The following is a 12,955-nucleotide window of genomic DNA, read 5'->3' on the forward strand; positions in this document are numbered from 1 at the left end:
ACTGCCTGTTGCCTCGCGAAAGGCAATCGCCTTCTACGTAAAGGCCCGTTTGCCTGAAAGGATGCAGCCTGTAGGTCGAAAGGGGTAGGATATACTCGTCCATTTTTCGATTATAATCGGAGGTCCGCGTATCGAACGATCCACATAGATTTGATCCTGGCAATTTCGCGAGAGGGCACGCCATGTATCGCAACGCTCGCCGGTGGGCTTCGCGCTCACAATTGGTGGATTCGTGGGCTCCCCGGTGGTTGGGTGTCGGCCGAAAGGCAAAGCCTCATAAGAACGCCGATCGGCTCGAGGATAGTGCTCAACTTGCGACATCCGTGCAGACAGGGGGCGGACCTACGGGCAGCGCCCTTGTCGGCAGTCCTGACGATAACTCCGCACTCGGCGGACATGATACTGAACGGAGGGTGGACGCGGTCAGCGCAGCAGACGGTCAAGGCGATCTCGACCACGTGTTTCCATCCTTGGCCGACGCTTTCGCAGCGGCGCGCGAAACGAGCGTTGGAAGCGGAGATTCTGCTGCGTCTGTACGGTCGGCCCATGATCCGGTTTTTGCACCTTTCGGGCGGAACGCGAGCGGCGCTGTCTTGCCCCCTTATCGCAGCTATTCCGGAATTGTCAGCATAGGCGAGGATCCCCTGGCCCCGTATCTGCCGCAGAACCCCGCACCGACAGTATCAGGGCAAGGTTCCTCCGCCGTAGCAGGCGGGCGCGCTCACTCCGGCAAGGTGGTCATTCTCGAATCGAGCCCATCGGCAGCGGCTGCTGCACACCACGGCGGATCGAATTCATTGGCATTTGGCATGCCCTTTGGTGTCTGCGGCTGTGGCTACTTCACATCCCCCACGCGGATTCTCGATTGGGCCCATGGCGGCGGCCTGCTTCAACAGGACGGTCAATTGCCGGGGACCAGGCTGACCGAAGGGCCGGACTATGTCGCGACGATCAAGCGGGCCATCAGCGCCTCGGTCAGCGACCCGCTTCTCGATCGCGACTTATCCCCGCTCTCGGGCTGGCGCGGGACCGCAAGCTGGACGGATTCGACGAACTTGAACGGATCGTTGCCCGGCGGCGGAGAAATGGGAACGGCAACCGGCACCAAGGGCGTCGGCGAACTTTCCGGCTCGGTCACCACACCGCCGATCACGCAGCGGTCGGTGACGACGCAAAATCTGGCCGCGACGGCGGTCGCGACGCCCGCCAACAAGGTCGTGGAGGAAAACCTGCTGCCGGGCAACCCGGAAAGCGAGTGGGGCATCGTTGGCGCCGGTAGCTCCAATATCGAGGGATTTGCGACTGACATCAGCGTCGATAACGGCAAGACGATCAGCTTCAAGATCGACACCGATTCCAACAACTACCGGATCGATATCTACCGCCTCGGCTATTATGGCGGCATGGGCGCGCGCAAGGTCAAGACCATTCAGCACACCGGCGTGCAGAATCAACCCAATCCGTTGCGCAATGCCACGACCGGCACCGTGGATGCCGGTAACTGGGCAGTTTCGGCTTCGTGGACCGTACCTGACGATGCTGTCTCGGGCGTCTATATCGCCAAGCTTGTGCGGCAGGATGGCACCTTCGGCGAAAATCATATCCCGTTCATCGTGCGCGACGACGACAGCCATAGCGACATCGTCTTCCAGACCGCTGACCAGACCTGGCAGGCCTATAATGGCTGGGGTGGCGCAAACTTCTATGGCGGCAACGGTCCGGCGACGGGGCAGGGCGCTGGCCGCGCCTATGCGGTCAGTTACAACAGGCCGATTGCGACCCGCGGCGGGGTTGGCACTTTTGCCGGTCCGCAGGACTATCTGTTCGGCGCCGAATATGCGGGCATCTACTGGCTTGAGCAGAACGGCTATGATGTTTCGTACCTGTCGGGTGTCGACGTCGACCGCTATGGCAGCCTGTTGCTCAATCATAAGACCTATGTTGATGCCGGGCATGATGAATACTGGTCTGGACAGCAGAGAACCAATGTCGAAGCCGCGCGCGATGCGGGCGTCAACCTGATGTTCTGGAGCGGTAACGAGGTCTATTGGCGCACCCGTTGGGGCAATGCCTACAGCGCCGACGGCACGCCTTATCGGACCCTTATTTCCTACAAGGAGACATGGTCGCCCAGTGCCAGCATCGACCCTTCCAACGAATGGACGGGCACGTTCCGCGATCCGCGCCTCAGCCCACCCGCTGTCGGCGGCGGAAACCCGGAAAACTCACTGACCGGGCAGTTGTTCAAGGTCGATGATGTCGGCAGCAATCTCCAGGCGATCACTATTCCCTATGACGACGCCAACCTGCGCTTCTGGCGCGATACGAGCGTTGCCAATCTTCAGCCCGGCCAGACGGCAACACTAACCAAGAACTATCTTGGTTACGAATGGGACGAAGCGGTTGACAACGGCTTCGATCCGGCCGGCCTCGTCAAGCTGTCGTCGACGACGCTTCCGGTCAGCACCTACTTGCTCGATTACGGAAACACGACCGGCAATGCGACCTCGACCCACAATCTGACGCTCTATCGTGCGCCGAGCGGTGCGCTGGTATTCGGCGCCGGTACTGTCTACTGGACATGGGGCTTAAGCAACAACCACGATAATGAGGCGACCCCGACCGATCCCCGCGTGCAGCAGGCAATGGTCAATCTGCTTGCCGACATGGGCATTCAGCCCGGGACGCTACAGTCCGGCCTTGTCGCCGCGACGGGCTCCACCGATCATGTCGCACCGACTTCCATCATCACCGCGCCATCAACGGCGACCGTTGGCTCCACGGTCACGATTACAGGTACCGCCACTGACACGGGCGGCGGGGTCATTGCCGGCGTCGAGGTCTCGACCGACAATGGGGCGAGCTGGCATCCGGCGACGGGCGATGAGAACTGGACATATACATGGTCGCCGCAGGTCGCGGGCAGCTATACGATCAGGTCACGGGCTGTCGACGACAGCATCAACCTTGAGACACCCTCGGCGGGACGCACGGTCACCGTCAGCGGGCCGAGCTACACCTCTCTCTTCGGTTCGGCGACGCCAGCGGTCGTCAATACCGGCGACACGTCGGCCGTCGAGCTCGGGGTCAAATTCCAGACCTCCGTGGCCGGCACCGTCACTGGCATTCGTTTCTATAAGGGCAGCCAGGATACCGGCACGCATACCGGTTCACTCTGGTCGAGTACGGGTACGCGGATCGCGACTCTCACCTTCACGAACGAAACTGCCAGCGGCTGGCAGACGGCCTATTTTTCGAGCCCGGTGGCCTTGACGGCTGGGCAGACCTACACGGCGTCCTACCATACGAATACCGGCCACTATTCGACAACTGCCAACTATTTCACCTCCAATGTGACGAGTGGCCCGCTAACGGCGCCGGCCAGCGGCAATGGCGTCTACCGCTATGGTAGCACCAGCCTGTTCCCCACGAGCACCTTCGAGCAGACCAACTACTGGGTCGATGTGATGTTCACCACGCCGGGCTCCAACACGGTGCCGACGGCAGTTGCCGATGCGGGCGACGCGACCGAGAAGGGTGGGGTGGCGAACGGTTCGGGCGGTGTGGTTGCCAGTGGTAACGTGCTGACCAACGACACCGATCCGGATGCCGGTGACACCAAGACGGTGACGGCCGTGGTCTTCGGCTCGACGTCGGGCACGCTCGGTTCGGCGCTGAGCGGCACTTACGGCAGTCTCGTGCTCAACGCATCGGGTGCCTATAGTTATGCCGTCAACGAGACCAATGCCGCCGTGCAGGCGCTGCGCCAGTCGACCAATACGCTGAGCGATGTCTTCAGCTATACGATGCGCGACACTGCCGGTGCCACCGCCACGGCCAACCTGACCATCACCATCCACGGTGCTAATGATGCGCCGGTGCTGGCCGTCCAGACGGCGACCCAGAACGCCACCACCGGCTCGGCCTTCTCCTTCACGCTGCCGACCACGACCTTCAGCGATGTCGACAGCGGCGAGACGCTGACCTATTCGGCAACGGCTTCCGATGGCACGGCATTGCCTGCCTGGCTGAGCTTCAATGCCTCGACGCGGACGTTCAGTGGTACTCCGACGACAGGCGGGACCTATGGCGTCAAGGTAACCGCGACCGATCTTGGCGGCCTCGCCGCCAACGAGACCTTCAATATCGCTGTATCGACGCCCGGCAACACGGTACCGACGGCGGTTGCCGATGCGGGTGATGCGACGGAGAAGGGTGGCGTTGCCAATGGTTCGGGTGGGGTGGTTGCGAGCGGCAATGTGCTGACCAACGACACCGATCCGGATGCCGGTGACACCAAGACGGTGACGGCCGTGGTCTTCGGGGCGACATCAGGCACGCTCGGTTCGGCGCTGAGCGGCACTTACGGCAGTCTCGTGCTCAACGCATCGGGTGCCTATAGTTATGCCGTCAACGAGACCAATGCCGCCGTGCAGGCGCTGCGCCAGTCGACCAATACGCTGAGCGATGTCTTCAGCTATACGATGCGCGACACTGCCGGTGCCACCGCCACGGCAAACCTCACCATCACCATCCATGGTGCCAACGACGCCCCGGTGCTGGCCGTCCAGACGGCGACCCAGAACGCCACCACCGGCTCGGCCTTCTCCTTCACGCTGCCGACCACGACCTTCAGCGATGTCGACAGCGGCGAGACGCTGACCTACACGGCAACGGCTGCCGATGGCACGGCATTGCCCGCCTGGCTGGCCTTCAACGCCACGACCCGGACGTTCAGTGGTACTCCGACGACAGCAGGCACCTATGGCGTCAAGGTAACGGCGACCGATCTCGGTGGCCTTGCGGCCAACGAGACCTTCAATATCGCTGTGTCGGCGGCGCCGACGACCTACAGCCTGTTTTCCGCCTCCAGCACGCCGACCCAGACGAACCTCAATGATGGCCAGCAGCTCGAGCTCGGGGTCAAGTTCCAGGCGAACGTTGCCGGTGACATTACCGCCATCAAGTTCTATCGCAGTGCCAACGACAACGGACAGAACGTCGTCGACCTCTGGACGTCCACGGGCACCAAGCTCGCCAGCGCCACCTTCACCAACACCACGGCGAGCGGCTGGCAGACGGTGAACTTTACAACACCGGTCACCATCACCGCCAATACCACCTATGTCGCCTCCTATCACACGACCGGTGCCTATGTGGCGACAGACGCCTTCTTCAACAATGCCGTGACAAATGGTCCGCTGACCGCCCAGTCCAGTGCTGCGGCCGGCGGCAACGGCGTCTACGCCTATGGCGGCTCCGCCACGACGGGGCTCTTCCCGAGCAATACCTATGATTCAGCGAATTACTATGCCGATGTGATCTTCCGCCCGCAGCTCGCCGCATGAGCCATCGCAAGGAGGTTAGGAACAGGATTCGAATGAGGCTTATGCGACGCAAACGCCAACCGCTTTCGGTGTCCATATCCAGGGAATGCCGATGAACAGGATCGAGCGGCTTCCGGTGACCGTGCTCGCCGGTTTTCTCGGGGCTGGCAAGACGACGCTTCTCAGTCACGTCCTGAACAATCGTGATGGTTTGCGGGTTGCCGTCATCGTCAACGACATGAGTGAAGTGAACATAGATGCGAGCCTCATTCGAGACGGCGGCTGCAACCTGTCGCATACGACGGAGACATTGGTCGAGCTCAGCAATGGCTGCATATGCTGCACCCTGCGCAATGACCTGCTGACGGAAGTGCGGCGACTGGCCGAAGAAGGACGATACGACTATCTGTTGATCGAGGGTACCGGCATTGCCGAGCCGCGCCCCATCGCGGCGACATTTTCCTTCTGCGATGAAAACGGCGTTTCGCTTTCTGATTTTGCCAGACTCGACACGATGGTCACGGTGGTAGATGCTGCAAACCTGTTAGCCGACTACAGTAGCGCCGATCTGCTTGCCGATCGCGGCTTGCAACGGGACGGTGAGGACCGGCGCACCCTCATCGACCTGCTGGTCGACCAGATCGAGTTTGCCGATGTTGTCGTGATCAACAAGAGCTCGGATGCGACTGAAGAGGTCCGCGCGGAGATCCGCAAGATAGTTGCGTCTCTCAACCCGGATGCGCGTCAGGTGGAGACGGATCTCGGCAAGGTTTCTCTGGCAACCGTTCTCAATACTGGCCTCTTCGATGAAGAAAAGGCGGCCGCGCATCCCTTGTGGCACAAAGAATTGTACAGCCCGGGCGAACATGTCCCCGAGACGGAGGAATATGGGGTATCGAGCTTTGTCTACCGCACGAGACGCCCCTTCGACCCTAAGCGATTTCGTGCATTCCTGGACGAGCCCTGGCCGGGAGTGCTTCGCGCCAAGGGCCATTTCTGGCTTGCCACACGCCCGCGTCACGTGGGCCTGATGTCGGCTGCAGGCGTGCAGCGACGCTGCGAACCCATGGGGCTCTGGTGGGCAGCCGTTCCCCGGCAGGACTGGCCGAGCCATCAGCAGTTTCATCAGCACCTGCAGAGCCGGTGGGACAGCGCCTGGGGCGATCGCCGGCAGGAACTGGTGTTCATTGGCGTTGGAATGGACGAGACGGGTGTGCGCACCGCATTGGACGATTGCCTCGCCAGCGCCGATCCGCGCGACTGGGCGGCTCTCGAAGATCCGTTCCCGGCCTGGTAGGCGAAAGCTCTCAGCCGTCGAGATAGCGTTCGGTCAAGCGCGCCCACATCGCAGCGCCCATCGTCAGGGATTTGTCGGCAAAGTCGTATTTGGCACTGTGCAGGATCGCGGATTCCACACCGTTGCCGAGCCGCAGGAAGCTGCCGGGCTTGTGCTCGAGGAAATGCGAGAAGTCCTCGCTGCCGGGGATGAGGTTGCAGAGGGCTACCTTGTCGGCACCGACAAGCTCTTCTGCAACCGTGCGGGCGAACTCGGTTTCCGCCTCCGAATTGACGACCACGGGATGTCCGCGCGTGTATTCGATTTTCGCGGTTGCGCCGTAACCGTCTGCAATCGTTTCGGCGAGCCTGCGGATCCTGGCCTCCAAGGTGTCGCGCACCTTCGGATCGAAGGAGCGGATGCTGAGCAGCAGTTTTGCACTTTCGGGGATGACGTTTGCGGCCTCGCCGGCATGGATCGCCCCGACCGTGACGACGGCGGTCTGTGTTGGATCGATGTTACGGGAGACGACTGATTGCAAGCTGACGACGAGGTTGCAGGCAACGACCACCGGATCGACGGTCAGATGCGGACGCGAGGCGTGGCCGCCCTTGCCCTTGATGACGATCTCGGCGCTGTCGGCAGCCGCCATCAGCGGACCCGACCGCATCAGCCAGGTGCCCTCGGGTGCGCCCGGATGATTGTGCAGGCCGAAGATAACATCGAAGGGAAAGCGTTCGAACAGCCCGTCGGCGATCATTGCCGGCGCGCCACTCACCGCGCCTGCCTCCTCGGCCGGCTGGAAAATGAGATTGACGGTACCGTTGAAGCGGCGTGTGCGCGCCAGGTATTCGGCGGCGCCCAAGAGGATCGTGGTATGGCCGTCATGTCCGCAGGCATGCATCTTGCCAGCCACCGTGCTGGCATAGGGGCGACCGGTCTCCTCGGTGATCGGCAGGGCGTCCATATCGGCGCGGATGGCGATGCTCTTCTTTCCGGCGCCAACCGTCATGCGCGCCACCACGCCGTGACCGCCGACGTTGCGGGTCACCTCATAACCCCAGGATTCAAGCTTTTCGGCAACGAAACGGGCAGTCTCAGCCTCCTCGAAGGAGAGTTCAGGATGGGCGTGGAGATGCCGGCGGATAGCCGTCAGTTCCACTTCCATCGGTTCGAAATCGGAGAGGCGGGCAAAATCATTGTCGAGGGACATGGCAGTTCCAGTTTGATGGGCGCGATATCGCCGGCCGGCTCACGCTAAAGCCAGCCCGCACGGCATGGGCATGGGGAGCCGCCGCGCTAGATGAAGCGCGACAGGAAGCTTCGGGTGCGGGGGTGCTGCGGGTTGCCGATCACGTCTTCCGGCTTGCCCTGTTCCACGACCCTGCCGCCATCCATGAAGACGACGCGGTCGGCCGCTTCCCTCGCGAAACCGATCTCGTGGGTGACGACGATCATGGTCAGGCCCTGGTTTGCGAGATCTCGCATGGTGGCGAGAACTTCGCCGACCAGTTCGGGGTCGAGTGCTGAGGTCGGCTCATCGAAGAGCATCAGCTTCGGCTTGATGGCCAGCGCGCGGGCAATCGCCACGCGCTGCTGCTGGCCGCCGGAAAGCTGGCGCGGGTAGCTGTCGGCCTTGGCCGAAAGCCCGACCCGCTCCAGGAGCCCCAACGCATTTTCGGTCGCGGCCTTGCGGCTTTCGCCGTGTATGCCCACCGGCGCCTCGATGATGTTCTGCAGCGCCGTCATATGGGGGTAGAGATTGAACTGCTGGAACACCATGCCGATCTTGCGGCGCTGCAGGGCGATCGCATGGTTCGAGAGCTGCAGCAGCCGATCCTTGTGCAGGCGGTAGCCGATCTGTTCACCGTCCACCTCGATCGAACCCTGGTTGATGGATTCGAGGTGGTTGATACAGCGCAGGAACGTCGACTTGCCGGAACCGGAGGGGCCAAGGACGACGACGACCTCCCCCGGCGCGACGTCGAGATCGATACCCTTCAGCACTTCCAGATCTGCGAAGGACTTGTGGACATTGCGCGCCTTGACGAGAGGCTCGATAGTGGCAATCTCGTTCATGCACCTGCCTCCGTTGCCTGTGCCATGACGGCTTCTTCTTTTGCCGGTTTGGCGGCGCCCGTGCGGCGATCGCCGCGGCTGTAATAGCGCTCGATATAGGTCTGGCCGATATTCAGGACCGACGTGATGAGCAGGTACCAGAGAACGGCGACGAGCAGCATCGGCACGATCTCGAATGTGCGGTTGTAGATGGACTGCACCGAATAGAGGAGATCAGCCATGGCTATGACGCTGACGATTGAGGTTGCCTTGATCATGCTGATCAGCTGGTTTCCCGTCGGCGGAACGATCGAGCGCATGGCCTGCGGAATGATGATACGGCGAAGCGCGCGAATGCGCGTCATGCCGAAGGCTTCCGCCGTCTCGAATTGGCCCTTGTCCACCGAAAGCAGCCCGCCGCGGATGACTTCCGCCATATAGGCGGACTCATTGAGCGCGAGACCGGCGATCGCGGCCGTCATCGGGCTGATCACCGAATTCGTATCCCAGCTCATGAAGGTCGGGCCGAAGGGAATGCCGAGGGACAAAGTCGGAAACAGCGTTGAAAGATTGTACCAGAAGATCAGCTGTACCAGGAGCGGTGTTCCGCGAAAGAACCAGATGAACAGCGAGGCGAGCGAGCTCGCCAGCCGATCGCTGGACATCCTCGCGACGGCCAAGACGAGGCCGAGCGCGATGCCGATGATCATCGCGACGACCGTCAGGCCGAGCGAGACGTAAAGGCCACTGATGACGGTCGGGTCGAAGAAATATTGAGCGACGACCGGCCAGCCGAAATTCTCGTTATGCGCGACCGACCAGGCCCAGTAGGCGACGATCGCAAGCGTGATGCCCCAGGCCGCGACGCGGCCCTTGGGGAAGGGCTTGTGGGCATGGGCCACATCCCGGCTTCTCGCATCGCCGGAGGGCGATGCGAGTGTTTGCGTCTGTGTGCTCATTTCGGAAGCGTCCCACCGAGGTTGATGCCAGGCTCCTTGATCATGTTGTTCTCAAGACCCCACTTCTTCATGATCGCGGCATAGGTGCCGTTGTCCATCAGCACCTTGACTGCATCGCGCAGGACGGGGCCGAGCGGCGAGCCCTTCGCGACGACCGCACCTTGATAGAGATTGTCGAAGCCGTTCTTCTGTCCGACGCCGGTCAATTCCAGCTGGCCGTTGGCCTGCGACACGAAATAGGTGAGCGGCGCTTGGGAAGAGAAGAAAGCATCCGAACGCTTGGAGCGGACGGCAAGTATCGAGCTCGGCTGGTCGGTGAAGGACTGCACCTCGATCGCGCCCTTGCCATCTGTCTTGCACTTTTCGGCCTGCACCTGGATGACCTTTTCGGCCGAGCCGCCGGCCATGACGGCGATGCGGTTGCCGCAGGCGGTATCGAGCGAGCTGATGCCCTTCGGATTGCCCTTCTGCACCGAGAAGACCACAAATTCCTGCACCCAATCGACGAAGTCGTTGGATTCTTCGCGGCTCTTGAAATCGCCGACAGGACCGAAGGCAAACTGGTAACGGCCGGAATTGACGCCGGCGAGAAGCGCCGGCAGGCCACCGACGGTCTCATGCTCGATCTTGACGCCGAGAACCTGGCCGAGCGCATCGGTCAGATCGGCGCTCGCGCCGGTCATCTCGGTGCCCGTGACGATTTCATAGGGAGGAAACGAGCCATTGTTGACGGAGATCATCTTGCCGGACGTGCGGATCGCTTCAGGCAACTGCGCATGAAGCGCGTCGTTGACCGAAAGCTTGGGCAGGGCCGCATCTTCAGCGAAGGCGGTTCCCGAGATCACCACGCTCGTCAGAGCAAGGCATGCAATTTTCCTGATCGACATTATTTAGTTCCCCTGTTTGGTTCGAATTTATGCGTTTCGTGTTGTGCTCACCCGATGCGGCTACCGTCTACATCGAAGGAGAAGAGGTCTTCCGGCGTCATCAGCTGCGGCAGGATGCCCTGGACGTGAAGCTCGCTGGCGAAGTCGGCGATCATCTTGCGGTTGACCGCAAAGCCGCTGGCCTCCCAGCCGACCGGAAGCTCGGCCGCCGACTTCAACAGCTCGTCCATCATGAAGGGCGAAGTGTCGGCATATTTGCGGCGTTTGCTCAGCCACATGCGCTGTGATTCATCGATCAGCTTGCTGAGCTCTTCGATCACCCACGGGTTCTGAGCGACGATGCCCGCTTTAATGCCGATGAGGTGCATGCCGGGAACATAGCCCACATCATCGAAATATCGACGTTCGGCACCTCTGAAATCGGAAAGGACCTGCCGGAACGGCGATCCTCCGCCGAAATAGCCGTCAGGCATAAAAGGCGTGAAGATCGCGTCAAGGAAGCCTTCCCTGAGCAGCTCGACCATAGGACGCTCGCCGGGAGCCGCTTCGATGCGGCCGGGCCGGCCGAACCCGTCGAGGCGATCGACGACCGGATGCGCTTCCGTCAGGCGACCCGCATACCACATGGCATCCTCGACGCCGACGCCCTCGCGGCGCAGCGCCGCTCTGGTCCAGGTGTTTCCGGAGTCGCGCCATCCGGTGACGCCGATACGTTTTCCGGCCAGTTGGCCGAGTTCGGTGATGGGTCCGTCCTTGCGGGTGATGATGCAGCGGTGACGGAAGCCGCGCATGATGAAGTTCGGAATGCCGACGACGCTCTCGTCGCCATCGATGCGCAGCTGCGTATAGCGGCTGAAGGACATTTCCGCGACATCGTAGTGGTCGCTCTTGCCGAGATGCGAGAGCAATGTGCCGACGCGGTCGACCTTGATGTCAATCTTTGGAGAGGAGACGTCGCCGAGAACCAGGGGCGTCATGTAGTCCCAGTCACGCAGGGCAAGTCGGAGGCTAAGGGGCATCGGCATTCACTCGCAAAGACCTTGTTTTCGGAACAATTAAATGTTCAAATTTATCTGATCAAATGTTATTACGTTATTGAACATTAAAAATGGCGAGTAAATGAGCGATATTGTCGATGCGGCGTGGTTTGCCCAAAAATTGACCGATCGGACAATTCGAGGAATTGCGATTGAAACCAGTGCCTTGATCCGGGCCGGTGCACTTCCCGTTGGAACGAAGCTGCCGCCGATCCGCGATCTTGCCTTTGCGCTCGGGATCAGTCCGGCGACGATCTCCGAGGCGTGGAGCGAGCTGAGACGCCAGAAAATCATTACCGGCAGGGGACGGAACGGCACCTGGGTGAGCGGCGACCGTTTCGTGGCGAAACCCGAACGGCTCGGCAGTTCCGGCCGTTATGGAGCCGACGTCCTCGACCTGACATCGGCCGTGCCGGATGTCCGGCTTTTGCCGAAGCTTACCGAAGCCATGGCCTACGGAGCATTGGCCGAAAATCTCAACAGTTACGAGCGAAGCCGCATTCTTCCGGAACTCGAAGAGGCTGTGCGAAAGACCTGGCCATATGAACCGGAGGCATTCCTGGCGACGAACGGGGGCTATAACGCGGTCTACACACTCATCCAGGCGCTCGTCATGCCCGGCGCGTCCGTTGCGATCGAAGATCCTACCGCCATGCGGCTTCTCGATATTCTGGAGGACCGCGGCGTGCAGATAATTCCGGTCCAGTGCGATCGGGAAGGGCCGCTGCCTTCATCGCTCGAAGCCGCAATGAAGCTGCGGCCCGTCGCCTTCATCTTTCAGCCACGGCTTCACTCGGTGACCGGTCAGAACGTCAGCAGCGAACGGTTGCAAAGACTTGGAGACATTCTCGACGGCACCGATACCTTGATCGTCGAGGATGACGGCATCGCCGACATTTCCACGGCTCCGCGTCATTCGCTCGGCGGCCGGTTTGCCGATCGGACAATCCACATTCTCTCCTATTCAAAGACACATGGTCCGGATCTGAGGCTTGCCGTGCTTTCAAGCTCGCGGGCGATCGTCGAACAGATACAGTCCTACCGCAGCTTCAGCGCCGGCTGGACAAGCCGCATCCTTCAGGCGGCCACTGCATGGCTCCTGCGGGATCCTGCGACGGAAGCCTCGTTGCGAGGCTCTCGCGACATCTATTTCCGGCGTCGGGCCGATCTGGTTGACGCGCTGAGGGGACGTGGGATCGAAGCGCAGCATGGCAGCGGCCTCTGTGCCTGGGTGCCGGTCACATCCGAACCCTTCGCGATGGTCACGCTGGCGGCGCGAGGTATTGCGGTTCATCCCGGTGCAAAATTTTCCATCCTTCCGAGCGCACATCTTCGCGTGGCGACGGCCATCCTATCCGATCGGGTGGACGACGTGGCTGACTCGATCGCCCTCGCTGCCAGCCCGGCCTAG

The 12,955-nt window shown here is 61.4% G+C and carries 8 protein-coding genes; 3 read left to right on the top strand and 5 right to left on the bottom strand.

Features of this window, described 5'->3' with window-relative positions:
- Positions 1–182: 182 nt before the first annotated feature.
- Positions 183–5,348, top strand: a complete 5,166-nt coding sequence (locus H4W29_RS30230; RefSeq protein ID WP_192732436.1) for a DUF4082 domain-containing protein — start codon at positions 183–185, stop codon at positions 5,346–5,348.
- Positions 5,349–5,439: 91 nt separating this feature from the next.
- Positions 5,440–6,624, top strand: coding sequence for a GTP-binding protein (locus H4W29_RS30235; protein ID WP_192732437.1), 1,185 nt, complete (start codon positions 5,440–5,442; stop codon positions 6,622–6,624).
- A 10-nt stretch (positions 6,625–6,634) separates the two neighbouring features.
- Here H4W29_RS30235 and H4W29_RS30240 read toward each other — a convergent pair whose 3' ends face one another.
- From H4W29_RS30240 to H4W29_RS30260, 5 genes are all read right to left on the bottom strand, one after another.
- On the bottom strand, positions 6,635–7,816 hold the full coding sequence (locus H4W29_RS30240; protein ID WP_192732438.1) for a M20 aminoacylase family protein: 1,182 nt from the start codon (positions 7,814–7,816) through the stop codon (positions 6,635–6,637).
- An 86-nt stretch (positions 7,817–7,902) separates the two neighbouring features.
- Positions 7,903–8,682 (bottom strand): amino acid ABC transporter ATP-binding protein, encoded by a 780-nt coding sequence (locus H4W29_RS30245; RefSeq protein ID WP_192732439.1) that lies wholly within the window; start codon positions 8,680–8,682, stop codon positions 7,903–7,905.
- Positions 8,679–9,620 (bottom strand): amino acid ABC transporter permease, encoded by a 942-nt coding sequence (locus H4W29_RS30250; protein WP_192732440.1) that lies wholly within the window; start codon positions 9,618–9,620, stop codon positions 8,679–8,681. Before H4W29_RS30250 ends, H4W29_RS30245 begins: the two co-directional genes overlap by 4 nt.
- Positions 9,617–10,507 carry an ABC transporter substrate-binding protein gene (locus H4W29_RS30255; protein ID WP_192732441.1) on the bottom strand — a complete coding sequence of 297 codons (891 nt, stop codon included), beginning with the start codon at positions 10,505–10,507 and terminating at the stop codon, positions 9,617–9,619. The genes H4W29_RS30250 and H4W29_RS30255 overlap by 4 nt, the downstream gene beginning before the upstream one ends.
- Positions 10,508–10,554: 47 nt before the next feature.
- A complete protein-coding gene (locus tag H4W29_RS30260; protein ID WP_192732442.1) occupies positions 10,555–11,526 on the bottom strand; it encodes a substrate-binding domain-containing protein in 972 nt (323 codons plus the stop codon).
- Between the two features lie 100 nt (positions 11,527–11,626).
- Here H4W29_RS30260 and H4W29_RS30265 point away from each other — a divergent pair, with 100 nt between their 5' ends.
- Positions 11,627–12,955, top strand: a complete 1,329-nt coding sequence (locus tag H4W29_RS30265; RefSeq protein WP_192732443.1) for an aminotransferase-like domain-containing protein — start codon at positions 11,627–11,629, stop codon at positions 12,953–12,955.

The organism is Rhizobium viscosum, assembly GCF_014873945.1.
Classification (GTDB): Bacteria; Pseudomonadota; Alphaproteobacteria; order Rhizobiales; family Rhizobiaceae; genus Rhizobium; species Rhizobium viscosum.

What these genes read in the sequence shown, in the direction of transcription:
- H4W29_RS30235 (WP_192732437.1), top strand. Translation starts at nt 5,440, where the DNA reads ATGAACAGGATCGAGCGGCTTCCGGTGACCGTGCTCGCCGGTTTTCTC.
- H4W29_RS30255 (WP_192732441.1), bottom strand. Translation starts at nt 10,507, where the DNA reads ATGTCGATCAGGAAAATTGCATGCCTTGCTCTGACGAGCGTGGTGATC.
- H4W29_RS30240 (WP_192732438.1), bottom strand. Translation starts at nt 7,816, where the DNA reads ATGTCCCTCGACAATGATTTTGCCCGCCTCTCCGATTTCGAACCGATG.
- H4W29_RS30230 (WP_192732436.1), top strand. Translation starts at nt 183, where the DNA reads ATGTATCGCAACGCTCGCCGGTGGGCTTCGCGCTCACAATTGGTGGAT.
- H4W29_RS30250 (WP_192732440.1), bottom strand. Translation starts at nt 9,620, where the DNA reads ATGAGCACACAGACGCAAACACTCGCATCGCCCTCCGGCGATGCGAGA.
- H4W29_RS30245 (WP_192732439.1), bottom strand. Translation starts at nt 8,682, where the DNA reads ATGAACGAGATTGCCACTATCGAGCCTCTCGTCAAGGCGCGCAATGTC.
- H4W29_RS30265 (WP_192732443.1), top strand. Translation starts at nt 11,627, where the DNA reads ATGAGCGATATTGTCGATGCGGCGTGGTTTGCCCAAAAATTGACCGAT.
- H4W29_RS30260 (WP_192732442.1), bottom strand. Translation starts at nt 11,526, where the DNA reads ATGCCCCTTAGCCTCCGACTTGCCCTGCGTGACTGGGACTACATGACG.